Origin of the sequence: Microbacterium fluvii, from assembly GCF_025515205.1 — a bacterium.
Lineage (GTDB): Bacteria > Actinomycetota > Actinomycetes > Actinomycetales > Microbacteriaceae > Microbacterium > Microbacterium fluvii.
The window spans coordinates 849,460-873,378 of the sequence record NZ_JAOPFX010000001.1; the positions used below are offsets into that span (position 1 = coordinate 849,460).

Sequence of the window (23,919 nt, forward strand, 5' to 3'; positions counted from 1 at the left end):
AAGGACGCCCCCGTTGGCAACAGGCAAGAAGCTCGTCATCGTCGAGTCTCCGACGAAGATGAAGTCGATCCAGGGATACCTCGGCGACGGCTACGTCGTGAAGAGCTCCGTCGGTCACATCCGCGACCTCGCGAGCAAGAAGGACATCCCGGCCGAGAAGAAGGCCGCGTACGGCAAGTACTCGATCGACATCGACAACGACTTCGACCCCCTGTACGTTCCGAGCGACCGCGGCAAGAAGACGGTCACCGAGCTTCGTCAGGCGCTCAAGGGGGTCGACGAGCTGCTGCTCGCCACCGATGAAGACCGCGAGGGCGAGGCCATCGCGTGGCACCTGCTCGAGACGCTCAAGCCCAAGGTGCCGGTGCGGCGCATGGTGTTCCACGAGATCACGAAAGACGCCATCCAGGCCGCCGTCGGCAACACGCGCGAGGTCGACACCGCGCTCGTCGACGCGCAGGAGACCCGCCGCATCCTCGACCGCCTCTACGGGTGGGACGTCTCGCCCGTGCTGTGGCGCAAGATCGGCAGCGGGGCCGAGGGGCAGGCGCTGAGCGCCGGCCGCGTGCAGTCCGCCGCGACCCGCCTGGTCGTCGACCGCGAGCGCGAGCGCATGGCGTTCGTCAGTGCCGGCTATTGGGACATCGAGACGCAGGCGATCCCTCGACGCACCGACGGACTGGCCGAGCACGACGCCTTCGCCGCCCGCCTGGCGCGCCTCGACGGTGCGTCGCTCGCCCGCGGCACCGACTTCGACGATCGCGGTCAGCTCAAGAAGGCCGTCGTCGTGCTCGACGAGGCGAAGGCCCACGCGCTCGCCGCCGCGCTGACCGAGGTGGCCACGGCATCCGTCACCGCCGTCGAGGCGAAGCCCGGCACGCGCAGCCCGAAGCCGCCCTTCACGACCTCGACGCTGCAGCAGGAGGCCGGGCGCAAGCTCTCGATGAGCGCGAAGCACACGATGAGCGTCGCCCAGAGCCTCTACGAGCAGGGCTACATCACTTATATGCGCACCGACTCGATCTCGCTGAGCACGCAGGCCGTCCAGGCTGCGCGCGCCCAGGCGGTCGCGCTCTACGGCGACACGGCGGTGCCGGCGAACCCCCGCTCCTACAAGGGCAAGAGCAAGAATGCCCAGGAGGCCCACGAGGCGATCCGCCCGTCGGGCGAGACGTTCCGCACCCCCTCGCAGGTCTCGGGCAGCCTCAACCGCGACGAGCTGCGCCTCTATGACCTCATCTGGAAGCGCACCGTCGCCAGCCAGATGTCCGACGCGAAGTACGAGACGACGACCGTGACCCTCGAGGCCGCCGCCGCCGGGCAGCGCGCCGAGTTCACCGCTTCGGGCACCGTGTACACCTTCAAGGGCTTCCTGGAGGCCTACGAAGAGGGGCGCGACGAGAAGCGCAGCGATGCCGACAAGGCCGACGACCAGTCGCTGCCGGCGCTCGCCGTCGGAGACGAGCTGCGCCTTCGCGACGTCGAGCCCAAGGGCCACGCGACCAGCCCCAAGCCCCGCTACACCGAGGCGTCGCTCGTGAAGGCCCTCGAAGAGAAGGGCATCGGCCGCCCGTCCACCTTCGCGAGCATCATCGACGTCATCCTGAACCGCGGCTACGTCACCAAGCGCGGCCAGGCCCTCGTGCCCAGCTGGCTCGCCTTCAGCGTCGTGCGCCTGCTCGAAGAGCACTTCGCCGACCTCGTGGACTACGACTTCACGGCGGCGCTCGAAGACGACCTCGACGCGATCGCCCGCGGCGAGCAGGAGCGCAGCGCCTGGCTGCGCGAGTTCTACTTCGGCTCGGAGGCCCACACGGGGCTGCGCAACATCGTCGACAACCTCGGCGAGATCGACGCGCGCGAACTCAATGCGACCCCGATCACGGATGCCGCGACCCTGCGATTCGGCAAGTACGGCCCCTACCTCGACGTGGTCGACCCGGCGAACCCCGAGGCGCCGCCTCGGCGGGTGAACATCCCGGAAGACCTCGCACCCGACGAGCTGACCCCTGCCAAGGCGCAGGAGCTGATCGACGCCCCGGTCGCCGGGGACCGCGTGCTCGGCGAGAACCCCGACAACGGCAAGGTCATCGTCGTCAAAGACGGCCGTTACGGCCCCTATGTGCAGGAGCTCGAGCCCGTCGACGAGCAGGTCGACGCCGCCACCGGCGAGGTCGTCGAGGCGCCGAAGAAGAAGGGCGCCAAGAAGGATGCTGCGCCCAAGCCCCGCACGGCGTCGCTGTTCAAGACCATGTCGGTGGACACGATCGACCTCGACGCCGCACTGCAGCTGCTCTCGCTGCCGCGGGTCGTCGGTGCCGATCCCGCCACCGGCGAGGAGATCACGGCCCAGAACGGCCGCTACGGTCCGTACCTGAAGAAGGGCACCGACTCGCGCTCGCTCGACACCGAGCAGCAGCTGTTCGACATCACGCTCGACGAGGCGCTGGAGCGCTACGCGCAGCCCAAGTACGGCGCCAAGCGCGCCTCGAGTGCGCTCAAGGAGTTCGACGCGGATCCGGTCAGCGGCAAGCCGATCCGCATCCGCGACGGTCGTTTCGGCGCCTACGTCACCGACGGCGAGACCAACGTCACGATCCCTCGCGGGGTCACCGTCGACGAGATCACCTTCGAGCGGGCGGTCGAGATGATCGCCGAGAAGCGCGCGAAGGGCCCCGCCCCCAAGCGCACGACCCGCAAGGCTCCCGCCCGCAAGACGGCGGCCGCGAAGAAGTGAGCGACCGCACCCCCGGCGGGCTGTGGATCACCTTCGAGGGCGGTGACGGCTCGGGCAAGACGACCCAAGCGGCCCTGCTGCAGGAGTGGTTCGAGAAGCAGGGCCGCGTCGTCGTGCGCACCCGGGAGCCTGGCGGTACCGAGGTGGGTGTGCTCATCCGCGATATCGTGCTGCACCACCGCGGCGACATCGCCCCCCGTGCCGAGGCGCTGCTGTATGCCGCCGATCGTGCGCATCACGTCGAGACCCTGGTGCGCCCCGCACTCGCCCGCGGCGAGGTCGTCATCCAGGACCGCTACCTCGACTCCTCCGTCGCCTATCAGGGCGCGGGGCGTGTGCTCGATGCGGGCGAGATCCGCGACCTGTCGCTGTGGGCGACCGGGGGAGCGCTGCCCGACCTCACGGTGCTGCTCGACCTCGACCCTGCGCATGCCCGCGAACGGCTCGACGCCGACGACAAGCCGTTCGACCGCCTCGAGGCGGAGAAATCTGAGTTCCACCATCGCGTGCGCGACGCCTATCTCGCGCTCGCGGCGGCCGAACCCGAGCGATTCCTCGTGCTCGATGCGTCGCAGCCGATCGACGTCATCTCGGCGGAGGTTCGGGAGAGGCTCGCGGGCGCTCTCTGAGGCCTCCGCGGGGCTCTCAGGGGATGCACAGGAAGCTCTCCGTTTGTGCTTATAGTTGACGCACTGTCGACACGACTGGGGGTCGGCAGGTGCGCGACGACGCGCATGGTGACGACTCTTGGGGAGTTCTCTGTATGGGTGAAACGGTGTTCGGCGTGTCTGCAAGGCGGAACGCGAGGAGTCGGCGAGGTCTGTGGGGCGGCGCGCTGACCACGGCCGCCGTCGTGGCTTCGATGATGGGCGCAGCTCCTGCCCTGGCCGACGAGGAGACGCCGGTCGTCGAGCCGGCCGCCTTCGCCTTCGACGGCGACCTGGTCGTCGACCAGACGATCATCGTCGAGCAGGTCGCGGGCGAGGCCGTCGTCGACGCCGACGTGCACTGGTTCGTGGGCGACGCCGAGACCGAGTTCGAGGTCACCGGGGCCGAGGCGGAGAACGACTTCGATCTGACGCTGCTGCCGGAGTGGCTGGGCGAGACGGTGTGGGCCACGGTCAGCTTCGGCGTCGACGAAGACGCGGCGCTGGTCGAGGTGGCCGGTGCCGGCGAGGTGGGTGCGGCATCGTTCACGACGGCGCCGACGCCGGTGATCTCGGGTGCGGCGAAGGTCGATTCGACGTTGACCGCGGTGACCGGTGAGTTCGTGCCGGCCGCGACCTCGTACGGCTACGCGTGGTCGATCGGCGGCGTTGTCGTCGGTGATGAGGCGACCTTCGTTCCGAGCGGTGCGCAGAAGGGCAAGAGCGTCACGGTGGCGGTCACGGGGTATCGCGACGGCTACCTCGATGAGACCCGCACGAGCGCCGCCGTCACGATCGGCGCGGCGAGCTTCACGTCGGCGCCTGCGCCGAAGATCAGCGGCACGGTGCGCGTGGGCAGCAAGCTGACGGCCGTGCCGGGCTCGTGGGCACCGGATGCGACCTTCACCTATGCGTGGAAGGTCGACGGCAAGAGCGCCGGCACCGCCGCGACGTTCACCCCCTCGGCGAGCCAGCGCGGCAAGAAGCTGACCCTCACGGTCACCGCCTCGCGCAGCGGCTACACCTCGGCGTCGAAGACGACCTCCTCGGCCACCATCGGCTATGGCGCCTTCTCGGCTCCGACGCCGAAGATCACGGGCACCGCGACGGTCGGCAGCACGCTCAAGGCGTCCGCCGGCACCTGGTCGCCGAAGGCCACGTTGAGCTACCAGTGGCTGCGTGACGGCAAGGCGATCTCGAAGGCGACGAAGTCGTCGTACAAGCTGACCAGCAGCGACTGGAAGAAGAAGATCACCGTCAAGGTCACCGGCAAGGCGAGCGGCTACAGCACCAAGTCCGTGACCAGCTCCTCGGTGACGATCAGCAAGGCGTTCACCAAGGTGAAGACGCCCACGATCTCGGGCACCACGCGCGTCGGTTTCACCCTCTCGGCGAAGGTGGCGGCCTGGTCGCCGACGGCGAGCTTCACCTACCAGTGGAAGCGCAGCGGCGTGGCGATCTCTGGAGCGACCAAGAGCACGTATGTTCTCACCGCTGACGACTACGGGAAGACGATCACGGTGACCGTGACCGGCAAGAAGTCGGGCTACTACACCCGCACACTCACCAGCACCGCGACGGCGAAGATCACGATCGCAGCGAAGGACGGGGTCTACAAGGTCGGCACCGACATCAAGGCCGGCACCTACACCGTCACTGCGGCGAGCGACTGCTATTGGGAGCGCGGCGACAGCACCTGGTCGTACGAGGACTACGAAGGAATTCTCGGCTGGGGTTACAGCTATGAAGGCACCCGGGCGATCGTGACCATCTCGAAGACCGACAAGGTCTTCTACACCGAGGGCTGCGGGGCGTGGGCACCGTATGCGTCGGTGGGCACTCCCGCCACGTCGTTCGGCGACGGCACCCACGAGGTCGGCGTGCACGTGCAGCCCGGTCTTTATGAAAGCAGCGAAACCGCGTGGGGCGGCTGCATCTGGGAGCTTGCATCCGGCTTCGGCGGCAGCGATGACGAGGTCATCGATTCCGACTATGTCGAGGAGGGAACGACGCAGATCCGCATCTACCCGGAAGACACTGCCGTGATCTCGTGGGACTGCGGCACCTGGACCCGCATCAGCGACTGATCGATCAGGACGGGGCCGCCGCGCGCGGCGGCCCCGTCCCACCCCGCCGGTAGGCTGGAGCCCATGACCCTCGCGCCCGACATCGCCGTGCCGTGGGGGGCCGTGTGGGGGCAGGACGACGCGCTGGCGACACTGCAGGCGGCGGCATCCGACCCCGCCTCGATGACCCACGCCTGGCTCATCACGGGTCCGCCCGGGTCCGGCCGCTCGACCCTCGCCACCGCGTTCGCTGCGGCGCTCATCGCCGAGCCCGGTGACGAGGCGGCGATGCGCCAGGTGATCGCCGGCACCCACCCTGATCTCACTGCCCTGCGCACCGAGGCCGTCGTCATCCGCATCGAAGAGGCCAGACGTCTGGTCGAACGCGCCTCCTATGCGCCCTCGCTCGGCCGGCACCGCGTGATCGTCGTCGAAGACGCCGACCGCATGACCGAGCGCACCTCGAACGTGCTGCTCAAGGCGCTCGAAGAGCCCCCCGAGCAGACCGTCTGGGTGCTGTGTGCGCCGAGCGAGGCCGACCTGCTTCCCACCATCCGCTCGCGGGTGCGCACGCTGCGCCTGCGCGAGCCCGGCATCGCCGACGTGGCGCGGCTGATCGTCTCGCGCACCGGCGCCGCGCCCGAGGTCGCCGAGCAGGCTGCGCGGCACGCGCAGCGGCACATCGGCATGGCGCAGCGACTGGCGACGGATGCCGACGCCCGCGCCCGCCGCGACGACACGCTGCGCGGGGTGCTGGGCGTGCGCGGCGTGGGTGACGCGGTCGAGGTCGCGGGCCGCATCGTGCAGTCGGCGACCGAAGACGCCAAGGCGCTGACGGCCGAACGCGACGCGAACGAGCGCGCCGCGCTGCTGCGCACCCTCGGCATCGCCGAAGGCGCGGCGGTGCCGCCCGCCGTGCGATCGCAGCTGTCGGCCCTGGAAGACGAGCAGAAGCGCCGAGCCACGCGGAGCCTGCGCGACGGCATCGATCGCGTGCTCACCGACCTGCAGTCGATGTTCCGCGACGTGCTCATGCTGCAGTTCGGCCGCGACGCCGAGCTCATCAACATCGAACTCGACGCCGATCTGCGTGCCCTGGCCGCCGCGTGGTCGCCTGAGCGCACCCTGACCGTCCTCGATCGCATCGCCGAGACGCGCCGCAATCTCGAGGGAAACGTCGCCCCCACCCTGGCCCTCGAAAGCATGCTCGTGACCGTCGCGAGCGGGAGAACCCCGTGACCACATCCGCTCCGCGCCGCGCGCGCCTCGCCCTGGTCGCCGCTGTCGCGGCGGTGTCGCTGCTGCTGGGGGGCTGCGTGCCGCGCCCCGACGACGACGCCGCTCCGACGACGAGCCCGACCCCCGACACGACGGGCGTGGCGGCCGACCTGCTGCCGTTCTACGACCAGGCGCTCGACTGGGCGTCGTGCGACGACGGCTTCCAGTGCACGACGGTGACGGCGCCGCTGGACTGGAGCGACCCCTCCGCCGGAGAGATCGAGCTCGCCGTCATCCGTCATCGCGCGACGGGCGGCGAGCCGGTGGGATCGCTGCTGACCAACCCGGGGGGCCCGGGGGCGAGCGGACTCTCGTTCGTGCGCGACAGCCTGAGCGGCCTCGCCGGCCAGCGCGTCATCGACGCGTACGACGTCATCGGGTTCGACCCGCGCGGCGTGGGGGAGTCGACCGCCGTCACGTGCCTCGACGCCGCCGACATGGACTCCTACCTCTTCGACATCCCCCAGCATGAGCGCGCCAGCGACGCCTGGGAAGAAGAGCTCGATGCGCGCAACCTCGAGTTCGCGCAGGCCTGCGATGCCAACAGCGACGGCATCCTTCCCTACATCACCACCGTGAACGCGGCGCGCGATCTCGACCTGCTGCGCGCCGTGCTGGGAGACGCGAAGCTGAACTACCTCGGCTACTCCTACGGCACGTTCCTCGGCGCGACCTTCGCCGAGCTCTATCCCGAGCGCGTCGGCCGTCTCGTGCTCGACGGCGCGATCGACCCGTCGGTGTCGGGCACCGAGGTGGGCATGACCCAGGCGACCGGCTTCGAGTCGGCGCTGCGCGCCTACATGGCCGACTGCCTCGGCGACGACGAGTGCCCCTTCCGCGGCACCGTGGACGATGCGATGGCCGACCTCGGCACACTGCTGGCGAGCGTCGACCGCTCGCCGCTGCCGGCATCCGACGGGCGCGAGCTCGGCGCCGACAGCCTCATGACGGCGATCGTGGCGGCGCTCTACTCGGAGTCGAGCTGGACCTACCTCACCCAGGCCCTCTCCGACGCGATGCGGGGCGACGCCGACATGGCCTTCCTCCTCGCCGACTTCTACTACAACCGCGTCGACGGCGAGTATCTCGACAACTCCACGGAGGCCTTCCGCGCGTACAACTGCATGGACTACCCCGACGACACGACGGATGCCGAGCAGGACGCGATGGAGAAGCAGCTGGCCATCGACGCCCCGACGATCGCGCCGTACTGGACGGGACCCGACCCGTGCGAGCAGTGGCCCTATGAGGCCACCGGCACGCGGGGCGAGCTCACCGCCCCAGGCGCCGACCCGATCGTCGTCATCGGCACCACCAACGACCCCGCGACGCCCTACGAGTGGGCGGTGTCGCTGGCCGACCAGCTGACCTCCGGCGTGCTGATCACCCGCGTGGGCGAGGGCCACACCGGCTACAACAAGGGCAACGACTGCGTCGACGACGCCGTCGACGACTACCTCATCGACGGCGTCGTGCCCGAAGACGGCCTGCGCTGCGAGTGAGGCCTCAGCGACGCAGCACGCGGCGGGCGAGGGCGTTGCCCACGAACTGCACGCTCTGCACGATGACGATGATCACGAGCACGGCGGCCCACGTGACCGCCGGGTTGAACTGCTTGAACCCGTAGACGATCGCGAACTCGCCGAGGCCGCCTGCGGCGACGGCACCGGCCATCGCCGTCATGTCGACGAGGGCGACCACGACGAACGTGTAGCCGAGGATGAGCGGCCCGAGCGCTTCGCGCGGGACGAGGCGGAAGAGGATGCGCGACCGGCTCGCCCCCGTCGCCCGCGCGGCCTCGATGACCCCGGGGCGCACCGTGAGGAGGTTCTGCTCGACGATGCGGCTGATCGCGAACAGCGACGCGATCGTGATGGCGAAGATGCCGAAGGCGGGGCCGATGCCGGGAAGGCCGACGGCGCGAGCGAGCGGCTGGACGGCCGCCAGCAGGATCACGAACGGGATCGGGCGGAAGAAGTTGACGACGAAGTTGAGCACGCCGAACACCGCGCGGTTCGGGAAGAGGCTGCCGGGGCGCGTGGCGTAGAGGGCGAGACCCAGCAGCAGCCCGGCGATGCCGCCCAGGATCAGGGCGGCCGTGGCGACGTAGAGCGTCTCGACGGTCGCGGCGAGCAGCTCGGGAAGCAGGTCTGCGAGCCTATCCACGGGGGTCCTCCTCGATGAGCGGGGCGAAGGCCGAGGCGGCGGCGATGGCGGAGGCCACCGCATCCGCCTCTCCGGACAGCGCGAGCGTGAGGTGGCCGAACACACGGCCGCCGATGTCGTTGATGCCGCCGTGGATGAGTTCGAAGCGCACGCCGTGGGCAGACAGCGCGGCGAACACGTCGGCCTGCGTGGCGGCGCCGTCGCGGATCGTGCCGTCGTGGATCGTGCCGTCGTGGATCGTCATGGTGACGATGCGTCCGGGGTGGCGCGCGCGCAGCGTCTGCAGCTGCGCGCCGGCGGGCACGTCGTCGATGATGCTCGCGACGAACCGCCGCGTGGCGGCGTGCTGCGGACCAGAGAGCACGTCGAACACCTCGCCGGTCTCGATGATGCGGCCGTGCTCCATGACGACGACGCGATCGGCGAGGGTGCGGATGACGTCCATCTCGTGCGTGATGACGAGGATCGTGATGCCGAGCTCGTCGTTGACGCGGCGCAGGAGCTCCAGCACCTCCTGCGTCGTGTCGGGGTCGAGGGCGCTCGTGGCCTCGTCGGCGAGCAGGATGCGGGGGCTCGTCGCCAGAGCGCGGGCGATGCCCACCCGCTGCTTCTGGCCGCCGGAGAGCTGCTCGGGGTAGCTGCGCGCCTTGCCGTCGAGACCGACGAAGCGCAGCAGCTCGTCGACCCGCGCCGCGATCTCGGCGCGGGGGCGGCCGGCCACCTCGAGCGGGTAGGCAACGTTGCCGGCCACCGTGCGCGAGTCGAACAGGTTGAACTGCTGGAAGATCATGCCGATGTCGCCGCGGAGCCGCCGCAGCTCGCGCTCGGGCAGCGCCGTGATGTCGCGACCGTCGATCTCGACGGTGCCGGAGGTCGGCTTCTCGAGGGCGTTGACCAGGCGGAGCACGGTCGACTTGCCGGCGCCCGAATAGCCGATGATGCCGCAGATCTCGCCTGCGGCGATCTCGAGCGAGACGTCGTCCACCGCGACGACGGGATCGGCGCCCTTCGACGGCGCGGGGTAGGCCTTCGTGACGCCGGTGAGGCGGATGAGGGTCATGGGGTGTCTCCTCGAAGACATACGTGTGCGGCCCGCCGTGTCGACGGGCCGCACACGCGGGGTGTCACTGGTTCGCGCGGATGTCGTCTTCGACCTCGGTGAGCGAGGTCACGAGGTCGGCTGCGGGCGTCTGCACGAGCACGGCGGTGCCGCCGGAGGCCTCGAGCACGCCGTCCTGCACGCCCTGCGTCGACTGGTAGATCTCGACGAGCTTGAGGTAGGTCGGGTTGTCGGCGTCTTCGGCCTTCGCGGCGAAGATGTTGATGTAGGGGAACGAGGCGGGGTCGGCCGGGTCGTCCTGCGCGAGCAGCTCGTCTTCGGTGAGCCCCGACTTCGAGACGAAGTCGTTGTTGACGATGGCGCCGGCGAAGTCGGGCAGCGACGACGCGGTGAAGTCGGCGTCGACCGCTTCGACCTTGACCTTCGACGACTCCTCGATGACGTCGGCGGGCGTCGAGAAGATCGACCCGCCGTCCTCGAGTTCGATCAGGCCGGCCGACTGCAGCACGAGCAGCGCCCTGGCGCCGTTCGACTCGTCGTTGGGGATCGCGATCGTGCCCCCCTCTGGGATGTCGGCGACCGAGTCGTACTGCGTCGAATACAGGCCCAGCGGGTAGATCGCCGTCGCGCCGATCGGCTGCAGGTCGTCGCCGGCGGCCACGTTGTAGGTGGCGAGGTAGATCACGTGCTGGAACTGGTTGAGGTCGAGCTCTCCGGCCGACAGCGCGGGGTTGGGCTGGTCGTACGAGGTGAAGTCGACGATCTCGACCTCGATGCCCTCGTCGGCGGCGGCCTCGGTGAAGGTCTCCCAGTAGGGGTCGCCCGCGCCCACGACGCCGATGCGCACGGGGCCGTCGGCGGCGGTGTCGCCGCTGGCGGCCGTGTCGGCGCTGCCTGCGCAGCCCGACACGAGAAGGGCGAGGGGAAGGGCCAGCGCCGCGGCGCTGAGGAATCTCTTGGACATGGTGGTGCTCCTCGGTGATCATCGGCACCGCGCGGCGGTGCGACGACCGCCGGAAGCGGCCCAGGGGGGCCGCCACGCCTCATCGCGGTGCCGACATCGACGCTACGTCGAGGGCGGCGGGTTCGCCCAATCCCGGTGTCACACGCCGACACAGGTGCGCGGGCGCCGGCCGTCGGTTCGCGAGGGGTCTGCGCACCCTGTAAGATCGTTGCTTGTGCATCGCGCAAGCGAGGCGCGCCACCTTAGCTCAGTGGTAGAGCAGCTCACTCGTAATGAGCAGGCCGTCAGTTCGATCCTGACAGGTGGCTCCATCGCGTCGAGGGCCGCAATCGCGGCCCTCGACGTGTATCTGGAGACGACATGGATGCTGCTGACGCCCTCGCCGAGATCTTCACGTGGGTGGGACTTGCAGCAGGCATCGTCGCGGGCGCGATCGGCATCGCGATGCTGCTCGCCGACGGCGCCTGGGCGCCCGTGCGGATCATGATCGACGACGCGCCGACCGGCCGCGTCGCCCGCTGGTTCGATGCCGCCGGGGGAGTGAACGAAGCGGTGCTGACACCGCATCAGGTGCACCAGCTCGCCGGGGCCGACCAGGCCCGCGCTTTCGCGAAGGTGGGTGTTCCCCACCAACTGCGGCTCACCAAGACGGCCCCCGCTGCGCTGTTCACGCTGCGGCTGAGCGCGGGCTTCCTCGCCGTCGGCGTGGTGGCGGCGATCGTCTCGCTCGTGCTGCTGTTCGCCCGCGGCTGAGCTCGCCCGGCGCGACGTCAGGCCAGCGCGAGCATCGCACCCGCGGCGAGGGCCATGGCCAATCCCAGCCACTGCACGACGGCGATGCGCTCGCGCAGCACGATCGCGGCCAACAGGATCGTGCCGGCCGGATACATCGCCGTCAGCGCCGACACGATCGACAGGTCGCCCAGACGCAGCGCGACGAGCATGAGCACGTTCGCCGTCGCATCGACCACACCGCACGCGGCGGCCAGCACCCAGGCGCGCGGGGCGATGCGGTCGACCACGATCGCCACCGGGCCCGTCGCGTGCTCGAGGTCGGCGTGGCCGGTCGGAGTCGCGCCGATCGCGAGCCCGCGGGGCCGCAGCGCCGTGGCCGGCGGCTGAGAGCGCCGCGCCGCCGCCAGCAGCAGCATCCCCACGATCACGGCCGTGATCGCCGTGTTGGTGGCGCGGTTCATGATCAGCGGCACGACGCCGCTGTCGTCGGAGGTGAGGTCGATGACGATGAGGAACGCGCCGATCGCGAGCCCCGAGCCGACGGCCATGACCAGGCCCCGCACGCTCGGGCGGGCGACCGCTTCGCCGGGGATGAATCCCACGAGCACGACCGCGACGAGGGCGACTCCGAGCCCCGCGTAGCCGAGCGCCGAGAGCGTCTCGCCCTTGACCAGCAGCCCCCACAGCATCGGAGCGACGGCCGAGACGACCGCGGTCAGCGGCGAGAGGATGCTCATCGGGCCGATCGCCAGGCACGCATAGAGCAGGGCGATGGCGAACACGCCGAACACGCCAGACAGTGCGCCCCATCCGACGTCGGCGGCGCTCCAGGTGCCGCCCAGCACGGGGTAGGCCAGCGCCAGCACGACCAGCCCGGATGCCGCGGCCACCGCCGTCGCGACGATCGAGCGCAGCTGCCTGGCGGCCAGGCCACCGAGGAAGTCGGCGGACCCGTAGATGACGGCTCCGGCGAGGGCGATGGCGGCGGAGATCATGGTGTCATCAGCTTAGGGTGGCGGCGATCGGCATTTTGCTAGATAAGCTAGCGATATGACCTCGCGCACTCCCACCCGCTGGCTGCGGATCGGCATTCCCGTGCTCCTCGTTCTGATCTGGCTCGTCGGCGGCTCGATCGGCGGGCCCTACTTCGGCAAAGTCGACGAGGTCTCCACGAACGACCAGTCGTCGTTCCTGCCCGAGAGTGCCGACGCGACGCAGGTGAACGAGCGCCTGCCGGAGTTCCTCGGCGGCGACAGCATCCCGGCGGTCGTGGTCGTCACGGCGGGCGCCGACCTCACCGACGACCAGCTCACCGCGCTGCAGGATCTCGCCGACGATCTCGCGGCTGTCGAGGGCGTCGACGACGACGCCGTCTCGCCGCCGGTCGTCTCGGACGACGGCGAAGCGGCTCAGATCTTCGTGCCCATCGATGCCACCGGCGACGTCGACGAGACTGTCGCGGCCCTGCGCGAGACCATCGCGTCGTCGCTGCCCGACGGCATGGAGGCGTGGGTGACCGGGCCCGCCGGCTTCACGGCCGACCTCGTCGAAGGCTTCCTCGGCATCGACGGGCTCCTGCTGGGAGTCGCCCTGCTCGCGGTGTTCATCATCCTCGTCATCGTCTACCGCTCGCCGCTGCTGCCGATCCTCGTGCTGCTGACCTCGACGTTCGCGCTGTGCGTCGCCCTGCTGACGGTGTGGTGGCTGGCCAAGGCCGGCATCTTCGTGCTCAACGGTCAGGTGCAGGGCATCCTCTTCATCCTCGTCATCGGCGCCGCCACCGACTACGCGCTGCTCTACGTCGCGAGGTTCCGCGAGGCCGTCGCCGAGGGGCACAGACGCTGGGATGCGACCCTGCAGGCCTGGCGCGGCGCGTTCGAGCCCATCCTGGCCTCCGGGGGCACCGTGATCGCGGCGCTGCTGTGCCTGCTGCTGAGCGACCTCGCCAGCAACCGCGCTCTCGGCCCGATCGCCTCGATCGGCATCGCCTTCTCGGTGCTGTCGGCCCTCACGTTCCTGCCCGCGCTCATGGCCCTCGTCGGGCGTGCCGCCTTCTGGCCGTTCATCCCGAAGGCGCCCACCCCCATGCCCGCCGACTTCACCGGCGAGGTCAAGGGCTTCTGGCCCCGACAGGCGCGGCTGGTCGCCCGCCACTCGCGGCCGGTGTGGATCATCTGCACCGTCGTGCTGCTGGCCGCCGCCGCTGGACTCACGCAGCTCAAGGCCGACGGCGTCCCCTCGAGCGACCTGGTGCTCGGCGCCTCGGAGGCCCGCGACGGGCAGGACGTGCTGGCCGAGCACTTCCCCGCCGGCTCAGGCAGCCCCGTCTACGTCATCGTCGCCGAAGACGACCTGGCCTCGGCCGTGGGGGTGCTCGACGACAGCGACGGCATCGAGTCGGTGGCAGCCGCATCCGACGACTCGCCGACGGGGCAGGCAGAGGTCGCCCTCGACGACGGCGAGCCCGTGTTCACCGCCGTCGGCCCCCCGGGGACCGCGGCGCCGGAGCCCACCGTCGCCGACGGCGACGTGCTGCTGATCGCGACGCTGACAGACGCCGCGGACTCGTTCGAAGCCGAGCAGACCGTGCGCGACCTGCGCGTCGCCCTCGACGACGAACTCGGTGCGGGCGCCGCCCTCGTGGGCGGCACGACGGCGATCGACGTCGACACCAACGACACCTCGATCCACGATCGCACCCTCATCATCCCGGTGGTGCTCGCGGTGATCCTCGTGATCCTCATGCTGCTGCTGCGCGCCGTCGTCGCGCCGGTGCTGCTGATCCTCTCGGTGATCATCTCGTTCGGCGCAGCGCTGGGGGTGAGCGCCCTCGTCTTCAACCACGTCTTCGGCTTCCCCGGGGCAGACCCCGCCGTGCCGCTGTACGGGTTCGTCTTCCTGGTCGCACTCGGCGTGGACTACAACATCTTCCTCATGTCGCGGGTTCGGGAGGAGTCGCTGCGCCACGGCACGAGACCGGGGATCCTCCGGGGCCTGGTCGCCACGGGCGGCGTGATCACCTCGGCGGGGCTCGTGCTCGCCGCGACGTTCGCTGCGCTCGGGGTCATCCCGATCCTGTTCCTCGCGCAGCTCGCCTTCATCGTCGCCTTCGGCGTGCTGCTCGACACCTTCGTCGTGCGCTCGCTCCTGGTGCCCGCCGTCACCTATGACATCGGCCGTGCGATCTGGTGGCCCTCGAAGCTGTCGCGCGCGGATGCGGCTGACCCGGCATCCGACGAGCCCGCCGGCGAGATGACCAGGGCCGAGTACCGGCGTACTCTCGAGCCATGAGCAGGGCCCTTTTCATCGTCGACGTGCAGAACGACTTCACCGAGGGCGGGGCGCTGGGCGTCGCAGGCGGCGACGCGGTCGCTGAAGGGATCAGCCGGCACCTCGCCGCCCACGCGGGCGACTACGCGCTGATCATCGCCTCGCGCGACTGGCACGACGCCGACGGCGACAACGGCGGGCACTTCGCCGCGGGCGAGCCCGACTTCGTCGACACGTGGCCGGTGCACTGCGTCGCCGGCACGACCGGCGCCGACTACGACCCCGCTCTGGCGACGGATGCCGTGACCCACCACGTCAAGAAGGGCCAGGGAAAGCCCGCCTACTCGCTGTTCGAGGGCACGACAGACGACGGGCGCACCGTGGGCGACCTCCTGGCCGAGCACGGCGTGACCGACGTCGACGTCGTCGGCATCGCGACCGACTACTGCGTGCGCGCGTCGGCCGTCGACGCCATCGAGCACGGTCGGCACGTGCGCGTGCTCACCGACCTCGTGGCAGGGGTCGCGCCCGAGTCCAGCGAGCGGGCGCTGGCCGAACTCGCGCACGCGGGCGCGGTGCTGGCGGCATCCGGGGCCTGAGCTCGACTTGCCGCAGACGGCATGCGTGCCGTTCGATGGAGGCATGGACAGCGGACTCTGGCTCAACATCGCCCTCGTCGTGCTGTTCATCCTCATCGGGGGAGTGTTCGCCGGAACCGAGATCGCGCTGATCTCGCTGCGCGAGAGCCAGATCGACCAGCTCGAGCGGCAGAGCTCCCGCGGCGCGCGCGTGGCCGCCGTCGCACGCGACCCGAACCGGTTCCTCGCCTCGGTGCAGATCGGCGTCACGGTGGCCGGCTTCCTGTCGGCGGCCTTCGGCGCCTCGACGATCGCTCCGTACCTCACGCCCGTGTTCCTGGCGTGGGGGATGCCGGAGGCCGTCGCGGCGGCCGTGTCGCTCATCGTGCTCACGCTGATCATCGCGTATCTGTCGCTCGTGCTCGGCGAGCTCGTGCCCAAGCGGTTCGCGCTGCAGCGGGCATCCTCTCTGGCGCTCGCCGTCGGGCCCACCCTCGACCGGTTCTCGCGCATCATGCGTCCCGTCATCTGGCTGCTCTCCGTATCGACCAACGGCGTCGTGCGGCTGCTGGGCGGCGATCCGAAGGCCGCCGGCGAGGAGATGAGCGACGAAGAGCTGCGCGAGCTCGTCGTCTCGCACGAGGGACTCCCTGAAGACGAGCGGCAGATCCTGCGCGACGTGTTCGAAGCGGGGGAGCGCTCGATCGGCGAGGTGATGCGCCCGCGGCATGACGTCGTCTTCCTCGACGGCGACCTCACCGTCGATGAGGCGACCCGCATCGTGGCGACCCAGCCCTACTCGCGCTACCCCGTCATCGGCACCGACTTCGACGACATCCTCGGGTTCGTGCATGTGCGCGATCTGTACCAGGCCGATGCCCTGCTCGCGGGCGACGACGACGCGGGCGCCGTGCGGGTCGGCACGACGACCCCGGTCGAGGGTGTGCGGCGCGTGCGCGATCTCGTGCGCCGTATCGCGGTGCTGCCGGCGACCAACGCGCTGCTGCCGTCGATGTCGATGCTGCGCCGCGAACGCATCCACATCGCGGTCGTGATCGACGAGTACGGCGGCACCGACGGCATCGTGACGCTCGAAGACCTCGTCGAAGAGCTCGTCGGCGAGATCGAAGACGAGCACGACATGACGGATGCCGTCGCCGCCGCATCCACGGGAGACCTGGTCGTCGACGCCGGTCTCAACCTCGAGGACTTCCGCGAGCAGACCGGCATCGCCCTCGTCGACGAAGGCGATTACGAGACCGTCGGGGGCTACATCCTCGATCGGCTGGGACGCGTCGCCGCCGTCGGCGACGTCGTCGAGGCGGGCGAGCACGAGCTCGAGGTCGTCGAGGTGGAGGGCCACCGCATCGAGCGGGTGCGCGTGCGCGCGCACGTCGACGACGGCGGCGCTGCGCGCGCGTAGGAGAAGACTGCGGTGGGCCCCGTGGGGCTCGAACCCACGACCCGCGGATTAAAAGTCCGATGCTCTACCGACTGAGCTAGAGGCCCGCTGCCCTCCAGCCTACTGGCCCCCAGGACGCCGAAGAGCCGCCGACCCCGCGGGCCGACGGCTCTTCCGGGTCATGTCACTCCGTCGGCGGCATGAGCACCGTGTCGATGAGGTAGACCGTCGCGTTGGCGGTCTGGACGCCGCCGCAGATGACGGTCGCGTCGTTGACCATCCACTCGTCGCCGCTGCCGGTCACCTCCAGGTCGGAGCCCTCGACCGTCGTGTGCGTGCCGGCGATGTCGGCCGGCTCGATCTGACCGGGCACCACGTGGTAGGTCAGGATCTTCGTCAGCGTCTCGGAGTCGGTCTTCAGCGACTCGATCGTGTCGGCGTCGATCTTGGCGAATGCGTCGTCGACGGGCGCGAACACCGTGAACTCGTCGCCGTTGAGGGTGTCGACCAGGTTGACGTCGGGGTTGAGCTCACCGCTGACCGCCGAGACCAGCGTCGTGAGCATCGGGTTGTTCGAGGCCGCGACGGCGACAGGATCCTGCGACATGCCCTGGATGGAGCCGTCTCCGTCGGGGACGGCCGCCGCGTAGTCGGCGCAGCCGGGGCCGACGAGGTTCGCGGCGGGGTCGTTCTCCATGGCCGGGGCGCTGCTCTCGGCGGCGGGCATCGACGGCGAGGCGGTGTCTTCTGCCTCGGTCGAGGCGCCCATCGAACAGGCGGAGAGCGCGATCGCTCCCGCGAAGGCGAGGGCGAATCCGGCTGTCGTGCGGGTCTTGGTGCTGAGCATGATCTTCCTCCGTGTCGGAGTCCGGGGACTCGTCGGTGGTGGTCCTGGTTGACCTGTGCGCCGGGTGGCGTACACGGGGGATTCGGTGCCCTCGCCCGTTCGGATGGGACGGCTCCCGATCAATCCGATCGACCACTCGGCGACGAACAGCGCTCAACGAAGGGAATGCGCATGTCGCTCATCGTCATCGGACTGCTCGGCGGTCTCATCACCGGAATCTCGCCGTGCATCCTGCCAGTGCTGCCGGTCATCTTCCTCACCGGCGGGGCGCAGTCGGCGCGCTTCGACGACGAGCCGGCACCGGCGTCGCGATGGCGTCCGTACCTCGTGATCGCGGGGCTCGTGACCAGCTTCACCGTCGTCACCCTGGCCGGGACCCTCCTTCTGGGTGCGCTCGATCTTCCGCAGGACGTGATCCGCTGGGTGGGCATCGCGGTGCTCGTGCTGATCGGGGTGGGCCTGCTCGTGCCGGCCGTCGAGCGCCTGCTCGAGAAGCCGTTCCAGTGGATCCCTCGGCGCGAGGTCGCCAACCGCGGCAGCGGCTTCGGCGTCGGCCTGGCGCTCGGCGCCGTCTTCGTGCCCTGCGCGGGTCCCGTGCTGGCGGCGATCATCGTCGCCGGAGCCACCGGCAGCATCGGCATCGACACGGTGGCGCTGACCGCGTCGTTCGCCGTCGGCGTCGCCGTGCCCCTCCTCGTGTTCGCGCTGGCGGGGCGCGGCCTCGTCGAGCGCATCCGCAGCTTCCGCTCCAAGGAGCGCGGCATCCGCATCGCCGCGGGGATCGCCATGCTGGCCCTGGCCGTCGGCCTCGTCTTCAACGTGCCGCAGCTGCTGCAGCGCCTCGTGCCCGACTACACCGCCGAGCTCCAGCGCGACCTCACCGACAATCCGGACGCGCGCAGGGCCCTGGACCTCGGCGGCCTCGTCACCGACGAGAACCGCGATCTCGACAAGTGCAGCAACGGCGCAGACGAATTGGAATCGTGCGGCACCGCCCCCGCCATCCGCGGCATCGAGCAGTGGCTGAACACCCCGGGGGGTGCCGGCATCGACCTCGAGGACCTCCGCGGACAGGTCGTGCTCATCGACTTCTGGGCCTACTCGTGCATCAACTGCCAGCGCTCGATCCCGCACGTCGTCGCATGGGATCGGGCCTACCGCGAGGCCGGGCTGCAGGTCATCGGCGTCCACTCGCCCGAGTATGCGTTCGAGAAGGATGCCGCCAATGTCGCGGCAGGGGCGAAGGGGTTCGGCATCACGTACCCGATCGCACTGGACAACGACCTGTCGACGTGGACCGCGTATCGCAACCGCTATTGGCCCGCGCACTACCTCATCGACGCCGACGGCACCGTGCGCCACATCGCCTTCGGAGAGGGCAACTACGCCGCCACCGAGAAGCTCATCCGACAGCTGCTGACCGACGCCGACCCCGATGTCGACCTCCCCGCCCAGACCGAGGTCGCCGACACCACCCCGGATGCCGGCAGCACGACCCCCGAGACCTTCCTCGGGTCGAGCAAGGACGTCAACTACGGCGGCGAGGGCGACTACCGCGCCGGCGAGAACAAGTACGCTCTGCCGGCCGACCAGCCCCAGGACACCTTCGCACTCGAGGGCCCCTGGCAGGTGCAGACGCAGTACGCCGAGCCCGCGGGACCCGGAGGCGGCAGCATCCGTCTCGCCTTCCGCGCCTCGGAGGTGAGAATGGTGCTCGCCGGCGAGGGCGAGGTGCGGGTGAGCGTCGACGGCGGCGAAGAACAGGTGATCGAGGTCAGCGGTACGCCGCGCTCGTACGCGCTCATAGACGGGCGAGAGCCGAGCGAGGGGCGGCTCACCGTCGAGGTCGACCAGGGTGTGCAGGCATACTCCTTCACGTTCGGCTGAGCAAGGCTCCCGGTGAAAGGGGGTGATGTCGGGCATGCTGGCTGAGATGGTCATCGACGGTATGGATGTGGCAGAGGACGGCTCGACGCCGGACCTCGCCGGGGCGCTGCTGGCGCGCATCGCCGACGACGGCGACCAGCGGGCGTTCGCCGACCTCTACGACATGCTCGCGGCGCGCGTGTTCGGCCTCGTGCTGCGGGTGCTCGTCGACCGCGCGCAGAGCGAGGAGGTGCTGCAGGAGGTCTTCCTCGAGGTGTGGCAAACCGCCGCGCGCTTCGCTCCGAATAAGGGACAGGGGAGAACCTGGGTGTTCACGATCGCACATAGGCGGGCCGTCGACCGGGTGCGCTCGGCGCAGTCGGCCGCCGCACGCGACGTGCGCGTCGGGCACCGCGATCTCGACGTAGCCCACGACGGCGTCGCCGAGCAGGTGGAGCTGCAGATCGAGGGGGAGCGGGTGTCTCGGGCGCTGCGGGTGCTGCCGGAGGCGCAGCGCGAAGCGATCGTGCTGGCCTACTACGGCGGTTACTCTCAGAGCGAGATCGCGGCCCTCGTGGGCTCGCCGCTGGGAACGATCAAGACGAGGATGCGCGACGGACTGTCGCGCCTGCGCACCGAGATGGGGGTGGCATCGTGAACGAGCAGGAATTCGCCGAACTCGCGGCAGGCCACGCCCTGCACGCCCTGGGCGCCGACGACGAGGTTCGCTACGCCGCGGCTCTGGCCGCTCACCCTGAGTGGGGGTCGCCCGCCGACGCCGAGACCGCGGCGCTGCTCGCCGAGGGGACGCCCGCCGTCGCCCCGCCGCCGGCCGTGCGCGCCGCGCTGCTGGCGCAGATCGCGCAGGCGCCGCAGGATGCCGGCGCGGCCGCCGCGGATGCCGGCGCCCAGGCCGCGGATGCCGTCGCCCAGGCCGGCAGGCAGGAGCCGCCGCGCGAGGCGTCGCCCGTGGCGCCGCGCAGGTGGCGGCGCCGTCTGTTCGCACTGGCAGCATCCGTCGTGCTCATCGTCGCGGCCGGCTGGGGAGCGCTGGCGATCGCCGATCTGGTGCGCACACCTGCGCAGCTCACGGCGCTCGAGCAGATCGAAGCGGCGCCCGATGCGCAGACCGCCAGCGCGCCGCTCGCCGGCGGTGGGACCATCGCGGCGCACTGGTCGGAGTCGCTCGGGGAGGCCGTGATCGTGGGGGAGGGTCTGCCGGAGATCGAGTCGGATCAGACGTTCGAACTGTGGTGGGTGCGTGACGGCGCTGCGATCTCGGCGGGAACGTTCGATGCCGACGACGGCGCGGCGGTCGCGCCTCTGGAGGGCGGCATGCAGCCGGGCGACACGATCGCCGTCACCGTCGAACAGCACGGCGGGTCGCCGACGGGGCAGCCCACCAGCGACCCGATCGCCGCCATCGCGACGTCGTGAGCGCGCCGGGCCGCACCAGGTCGGGCGCGGGTAGCCTGGAGCGATGGCCGACGCATCCCGTGACTTCCACAAGCCGGTGCGCAGGCCAGGAGAGGTGTTCGACCGGTTCTTCGTCGGCGACGACCCCGCCGAGGTGTCGCGGGTGGCGCACTCCACCGCCAACGCCCTGCTGGCTCGGGTGCGGGCCGAGCCTGCCGCCGACGTCGTCGACCGGTTGGTGGCCTTCACCGACCTGCACGGCATCGACGACATCGCGGAGCTGTGGTCGCGCTCTCCCGCGCGAACGCTGCCGGGGGCGCTCTGGCGGCTGTATCTGCTGCAGCTGATGATCCACGACGACGCGCAGACCGCGGCGCTGCTCTACGAGCGGGGTCGGGTCGAGATCGGGTCGGCAGACCCCGTCGTCGCCGGTGCCCCGTCTCCGGCTTCGCCGGAAGAGCTCGTCGCCCTCGTCGACACGATCATGCGGGGCCTCTTCGAAGGCGATTTCGCGGTCGCGCTCGAGCGTGCGGCGGCCTTCTGCCGCATCGAGGCGTCGGGCGCCACTCATCTGGCCGACGACTACGAGGCGACCGAGCCCGATCGCGCGAGTGCGCTGACCACCCGCGCGCTGCGCCTGTCGACGTATGCGGTCGACCTCGCGGCGAGTGCGGCGCTGTGGCGACGCGAGTCGCTGACCTGAGTCTTCGCGCATCGGAATACCCGCGGCGCCCCCTCGGTTACACTGGATCAGCCGGGCCGCAGTAACCCCGGGCTCCATCTTCTGCCGCTGCGAGCGGCCTCGCGCCGAGAGGCGTTCTGCGGCCCGGCTTCTCCGTTCCCTCTAGGCTCGTGCCATGGCTTCGCGCTTCGCTCTCGTCATCGATCCAGCCGCCGCAGACGATCTGCGCACCGACTTCGCCGAGACCTTCACGGTCATCGATCCGAGTGCGCCTGCCCTGAGCGTCGGCGAGCTCAGCACGCAGCGCGGCGACGGCATCTTCGAGTCGATCGGCGTCGTCGACGGTCACGCCCAGGAGGTCGGGCCGCACCTCGAGCGCCTCGCGCACTCCGCCTCGCTGTGCGACCTGCCGGCGCCCCACCTCGAGCAGTGGCGCCAGGCGATCGCGCAGGCCGCCGCATCCGCGGGAGCGGGGGAGCAGGTCATCAAGCTCATCCTCAGCCGGGGCATCGAACACGGCCCCACCCCGACGGCCTGGGTGACGGCGGCGCCCGCGGCCGACTTCTCGGCGCAGCGCACGGCCGGCATCCGGGTCGTCACCCTCGACCGCGGCTTCGACAGCGGCGCTCCCGCTCGGGCGCCGTGGCTGCTGCTCGGGGCGAAGACCCTGTCGTACGCCGTGAACATGGCGGCGATCCGCGAGGCACACCGCCGCGGCGCCGACGACGCCGTCTTCGTCTCGTCGGACGGGGTGCTGCTGGAGGCGCCGACCGCCTCGGTGATCCTGCGGCAGGGCGACCGGTTCGTGACGCCCGCGCCGGGCGCCGGCATCCTGCACGGCACGACGCAGCTGAGCCTGTTCGCCCACCTCGAGGCCCTCGGGTTCGCGACGGCCTACGAGACGGTGCCGGCATCCGCGCTGCCGCGGGCCGATGCCGCCTGGCTCGTCTCGAGCGTGCGGCTGGCCGCTCCCCTCACGTCGGTCGACGGCACCGCGATCCCCGTCGATGCCGAGCTGACCGCATCCGTCAATCGGTACCTGCTGAGCCCGCGCGACTGACCCCACGCCGGGCACAAGTCGCTGAGATCGTGCACGACTCGCCGGTGCCGGATGCCGCCGCGCGGCGTGTCGGTGAAGATCTCAGGCAGTTGGGCGCACGGCGTGCGCGGTCGAGGCCGCGAGGGCGCCGAGGATCGCCGCCTCGACCAGCGCCCAGTCGTGCACGACGAGCGCGTAGTCGAACCGCAGCGTCGTGTAGCCCCACAGCGCCGCGTTCGCGTCGCGCACGAGGTCCTTGTGCCGATGGCTCTCGTCGTGGTGGTTCGCCCGGCCGTCCAGCTCGATGATCAGCCGGTCGCCGATGAGCACGTCGACCACGCCCACGCCGGTGATGTGCACCTGCGTCTTCACCGCCAGCCGATGCGCGCGCAGCCGCCAGCGCAGCAGCGACTCGAGGCCGCTGTCGGCGTCGGAGCGCGCGAGTCGCACCGCCTCGCGGCCCAGAGCGTTCGTGTGCGCCTGCAGCCAGCGCAGCCCGGTGCGACCGATGAGGTGCTGCCGGAGCGCTGACTCGAGAGCCGCGAAGAAGTCCTCGACCCCCTTGCACTGCAGCACCTGGCGCAGAATGCGCGTGACGGAGGGCAGCCCGAACGCGTCGGTGATCGTTCCGCGGTCCCAATGCACGACGCAGTCGCAGGGTTTCGGCTCCCGCGGGTGGTAGCTCGGGTGCGCACGCCCCATCCACACGTGCGTGCGCTGATCGTCGCTGAGCACCCAGAGGCCGTGGTGTCGGGCCGCGCTCACGCAGGCGAGCACGCCGCCGTGCGCGACCGCGGCGGCAGCTGCCTCACACGCACCCGAAGCGGCGTAGGCGCCTCGACGCAGGCGACGCAGTGCTCCTGAGCCGAGAGCGTCGTCGATCGCCTTCCGCGTCCAGCCGGCGTCGCGCAGCTGGCGGTAGCTGCGGAGGTCGTCTCCAGAGGTGCACATGCCGTCAGGATGGCCGCGCCCGTCGTCACCACGGGGCTGCCGCCGCCGCATCCGAGGAGAGTCACGCTGCCCAGTCCCCTGAGGAGGAGCCGCAGCGAGCGGCCGCGCCGCGCACATCTCACTGACAGTTCAACCGACACGCCGGTACGCGGCCCGGGCCGCCGGCGTGTCGGCCACGATCTCAGCGAGCTGTGCACGGGAGACGGGAGGGCGGA

At 70.6% G+C, this 23,919-nt stretch carries 20 protein-coding genes and 2 tRNA genes; 15 read left to right on the forward strand and 7 right to left on the reverse strand.

What is annotated here, in order from left to right:
• Positions 1-13 precede the first annotated feature (13 nt).
• The 5 genes from topA to OAW74_RS03810 all read left to right on the forward strand — a co-directional run bounded on the left by topA (position 14) and on the right by OAW74_RS03810 (position 8,230).
• Positions 14-2,737: a type I DNA topoisomerase gene (gene topA / locus OAW74_RS03790; protein ID WP_262873000.1), complete on the forward strand. Its 2,724-nt coding sequence runs from the start codon at positions 14-16 to the stop codon at positions 2,735-2,737.
• Positions 2,734-3,366 carry a dTMP kinase gene (gene tmk, locus OAW74_RS03795; protein ID WP_262873001.1) on the forward strand — a complete coding sequence of 211 codons (633 nt, stop codon included), beginning with the start codon at positions 2,734-2,736 and terminating at the stop codon, positions 3,364-3,366. The genes topA and tmk overlap by 4 nt, the downstream gene beginning before the upstream one ends.
• Before the next feature lie 236 nt (positions 3,367-3,602).
• Entirely contained in the window at positions 3,603-5,471 is a 1,869-nt protein-coding gene (locus OAW74_RS03800; protein ID WP_262873002.1) for a hypothetical protein, read from the forward strand.
• Between the two features lie 63 nt (positions 5,472-5,534).
• A complete protein-coding gene (locus tag OAW74_RS03805; RefSeq protein ID WP_262873003.1) occupies positions 5,535-6,689 on the forward strand; it encodes a DNA polymerase III subunit delta' in 1,155 nt (384 codons plus the stop codon).
• Positions 6,686-8,230: an alpha/beta hydrolase gene (locus tag OAW74_RS03810; RefSeq protein WP_262873004.1), complete on the forward strand. Its 1,545-nt coding sequence runs from the start codon at positions 6,686-6,688 to the stop codon at positions 8,228-8,230. The genes OAW74_RS03805 and OAW74_RS03810 overlap by 4 nt, the downstream gene beginning before the upstream one ends.
• Positions 8,231-8,234: 4 nt before the next feature.
• Here OAW74_RS03810 and OAW74_RS03815 read toward each other — a convergent pair whose 3' ends face one another.
• From OAW74_RS03815 to OAW74_RS03825, 3 genes are all read right to left on the reverse strand, one after another.
• Positions 8,235-8,894 (reverse strand): methionine ABC transporter permease, encoded by a 660-nt coding sequence (locus OAW74_RS03815; protein WP_262873005.1) that lies wholly within the window; start codon positions 8,892-8,894, stop codon positions 8,235-8,237.
• On the reverse strand, positions 8,887-9,954 hold the full coding sequence (locus OAW74_RS03820; RefSeq protein WP_262873006.1) for a methionine ABC transporter ATP-binding protein: 1,068 nt from the start codon (positions 9,952-9,954) through the stop codon (positions 8,887-8,889). The genes OAW74_RS03815 and OAW74_RS03820 overlap by 8 nt, the downstream gene beginning before the upstream one ends.
• A gap of 64 nt (positions 9,955-10,018) precedes the next feature.
• Positions 10,019-10,918: a MetQ/NlpA family ABC transporter substrate-binding protein gene (locus OAW74_RS03825; RefSeq protein WP_262873007.1), complete on the reverse strand. Its 900-nt coding sequence runs from the start codon at positions 10,916-10,918 to the stop codon at positions 10,019-10,021.
• Positions 10,919-11,154: 236 nt separating this feature from the next.
• Here OAW74_RS03825 and OAW74_RS03830 point away from each other — a divergent pair.
• A tRNA-Thr gene (locus OAW74_RS03830) sits at positions 11,155-11,229 on the forward strand.
• A gap of 49 nt (positions 11,230-11,278) precedes the next feature.
• On the forward strand, positions 11,279-11,671 hold the full coding sequence (locus OAW74_RS03835; RefSeq protein WP_262873008.1) for a hypothetical protein: 393 nt from the start codon (positions 11,279-11,281) through the stop codon (positions 11,669-11,671).
• Positions 11,672-11,688: 17 nt separating this feature from the next.
• Here OAW74_RS03835 and OAW74_RS03840 read toward each other — a convergent pair whose 3' ends face one another.
• On the reverse strand, positions 11,689-12,648 hold the full coding sequence (locus OAW74_RS03840) for an EamA family transporter (RefSeq protein WP_262873009.1): 960 nt from the start codon (positions 12,646-12,648) through the stop codon (positions 11,689-11,691).
• A gap of 55 nt (positions 12,649-12,703) precedes the next feature.
• Between OAW74_RS03840 and OAW74_RS03845 the strand changes: the two genes are divergently transcribed.
• Genes OAW74_RS03845 through OAW74_RS03855 form a run of 3 tightly spaced genes read left to right on the forward strand, consistent with a single transcriptional unit; the run spans position 12,704 to position 16,924 of the window.
• A complete protein-coding gene (locus tag OAW74_RS03845) occupies positions 12,704-14,944 on the forward strand; it encodes an MMPL family transporter (protein ID WP_262873010.1) in 2,241 nt (746 codons plus the stop codon).
• A complete protein-coding gene (locus OAW74_RS03850; protein WP_262873011.1) occupies positions 14,941-15,522 on the forward strand; it encodes an isochorismatase family protein in 582 nt (193 codons plus the stop codon). Before OAW74_RS03845 ends, OAW74_RS03850 begins: the two co-directional genes overlap by 4 nt.
• 43 nt (positions 15,523-15,565) lie before the next feature.
• Positions 15,566-16,924 (forward strand): hemolysin family protein, encoded by a 1,359-nt coding sequence (locus OAW74_RS03855; protein WP_262873012.1) that lies wholly within the window; start codon positions 15,566-15,568, stop codon positions 16,922-16,924.
• Positions 16,925-16,937: 13 nt separating this feature from the next.
• On the opposite strand, the gene OAW74_RS03860 is transcribed toward OAW74_RS03855, so the two are convergent.
• Both OAW74_RS03860 and OAW74_RS03865 read right to left on the reverse strand, forming a co-directional pair.
• A tRNA-Lys gene (locus OAW74_RS03860) sits at positions 16,938-17,010 on the reverse strand.
• Between the two features lie 77 nt (positions 17,011-17,087).
• On the reverse strand, positions 17,088-17,750 hold the full coding sequence (locus tag OAW74_RS03865; protein WP_262873013.1) for a fasciclin domain-containing protein: 663 nt from the start codon (positions 17,748-17,750) through the stop codon (positions 17,088-17,090).
• A 171-nt stretch (positions 17,751-17,921) separates the two neighbouring features.
• Here OAW74_RS03865 and OAW74_RS03870 point away from each other — a divergent pair, with 171 nt between their 5' ends.
• The 5 genes from OAW74_RS03870 to OAW74_RS03890 all read left to right on the forward strand — a co-directional run bounded on the left by OAW74_RS03870 (position 17,922) and on the right by OAW74_RS03890 (position 22,774).
• Positions 17,922-19,637: a cytochrome c biogenesis protein DipZ gene (locus tag OAW74_RS03870; protein ID WP_262873014.1), complete on the forward strand. Its 1,716-nt coding sequence runs from the start codon at positions 17,922-17,924 to the stop codon at positions 19,635-19,637.
• A 34-nt stretch (positions 19,638-19,671) separates the two neighbouring features.
• Complete coding sequence (gene sigK / locus OAW74_RS03875) at positions 19,672-20,274, forward strand: ECF RNA polymerase sigma factor SigK (protein ID WP_378733315.1); 603 nt, start codon at positions 19,672-19,674, stop codon at positions 20,272-20,274.
• The gene (locus OAW74_RS03880) at positions 20,271-21,053 is read left to right on the forward strand and encodes an anti-sigma factor (protein ID WP_262873016.1); all 783 of its coding nucleotides are present in this window, start codon (positions 20,271-20,273) and stop codon (positions 21,051-21,053) included. The genes sigK and OAW74_RS03880 overlap by 4 nt, the downstream gene beginning before the upstream one ends.
• Before the next feature lie 43 nt (positions 21,054-21,096).
• Positions 21,097-21,735, forward strand: a complete 639-nt coding sequence (locus OAW74_RS03885; protein ID WP_262873017.1) for a DNA-directed RNA polymerase subunit beta — start codon at positions 21,097-21,099, stop codon at positions 21,733-21,735.
• Between the two features lie 154 nt (positions 21,736-21,889).
• A complete protein-coding gene (locus OAW74_RS03890) occupies positions 21,890-22,774 on the forward strand; it encodes an aminotransferase class IV (RefSeq protein WP_262873018.1) in 885 nt (294 codons plus the stop codon).
• Between the two features lie 81 nt (positions 22,775-22,855).
• Here the strand turns inward: OAW74_RS03890 and OAW74_RS03895 are convergent, their stop codons facing one another.
• On the reverse strand, positions 22,856-23,704 hold the full coding sequence (locus OAW74_RS03895; RefSeq protein WP_262873019.1) for a type IV toxin-antitoxin system AbiEi family antitoxin domain-containing protein: 849 nt from the start codon (positions 23,702-23,704) through the stop codon (positions 22,856-22,858).
• Between the last annotated feature and the right edge of the window lie 215 nt (positions 23,705-23,919).

What these genes read in the sequence shown, in the direction of transcription:
- OAW74_RS03800 (WP_262873002.1), top strand. Translation starts at nt 3,603, where the DNA reads ATGGGCGCAGCTCCTGCCCTGGCCGACGAGGAGACGCCGGTCGTCGAG.
- OAW74_RS03805 (WP_262873003.1), top strand. Translation starts at nt 5,535, where the DNA reads ATGACCCTCGCGCCCGACATCGCCGTGCCGTGGGGGGCCGTGTGGGGG.
- OAW74_RS03820 (WP_262873006.1), bottom strand. Translation starts at nt 9,954, where the DNA reads ATGACCCTCATCCGCCTCACCGGCGTCACGAAGGCCTACCCCGCGCCG.
- OAW74_RS03825 (WP_262873007.1), bottom strand. Translation starts at nt 10,918, where the DNA reads ATGTCCAAGAGATTCCTCAGCGCCGCGGCGCTGGCCCTTCCCCTCGCC.
- OAW74_RS03835 (WP_262873008.1), top strand. Translation starts at nt 11,279, where the DNA reads ATGGATGCTGCTGACGCCCTCGCCGAGATCTTCACGTGGGTGGGACTT.
- OAW74_RS03840 (WP_262873009.1), bottom strand. Translation starts at nt 12,648, where the DNA reads ATGATCTCCGCCGCCATCGCCCTCGCCGGAGCCGTCATCTACGGGTCC.
- OAW74_RS03845 (WP_262873010.1), top strand. Translation starts at nt 12,704, where the DNA reads ATGACCTCGCGCACTCCCACCCGCTGGCTGCGGATCGGCATTCCCGTG.
- OAW74_RS03850 (WP_262873011.1), top strand. Translation starts at nt 14,941, where the DNA reads ATGAGCAGGGCCCTTTTCATCGTCGACGTGCAGAACGACTTCACCGAG.
- OAW74_RS03855 (WP_262873012.1), top strand. Translation starts at nt 15,566, where the DNA reads ATGGACAGCGGACTCTGGCTCAACATCGCCCTCGTCGTGCTGTTCATC.
- OAW74_RS03865 (WP_262873013.1), bottom strand. Translation starts at nt 17,750, where the DNA reads ATGCTCAGCACCAAGACCCGCACGACAGCCGGATTCGCCCTCGCCTTC.
- OAW74_RS03870 (WP_262873014.1), top strand. Translation starts at nt 17,922, where the DNA reads ATGTCGCTCATCGTCATCGGACTGCTCGGCGGTCTCATCACCGGAATC.
- sigK (WP_378733315.1), top strand. Translation starts at nt 19,672, where the DNA reads ATGCTGGCTGAGATGGTCATCGACGGTATGGATGTGGCAGAGGACGGC.
- OAW74_RS03885 (WP_262873017.1), top strand. Translation starts at nt 21,097, where the DNA reads ATGGCCGACGCATCCCGTGACTTCCACAAGCCGGTGCGCAGGCCAGGA.
- OAW74_RS03890 (WP_262873018.1), top strand. Translation starts at nt 21,890, where the DNA reads ATGGCTTCGCGCTTCGCTCTCGTCATCGATCCAGCCGCCGCAGACGAT.
- OAW74_RS03895 (WP_262873019.1), bottom strand. Translation starts at nt 23,704, where the DNA reads ATGTGCACCTCTGGAGACGACCTCCGCAGCTACCGCCAGCTGCGCGAC.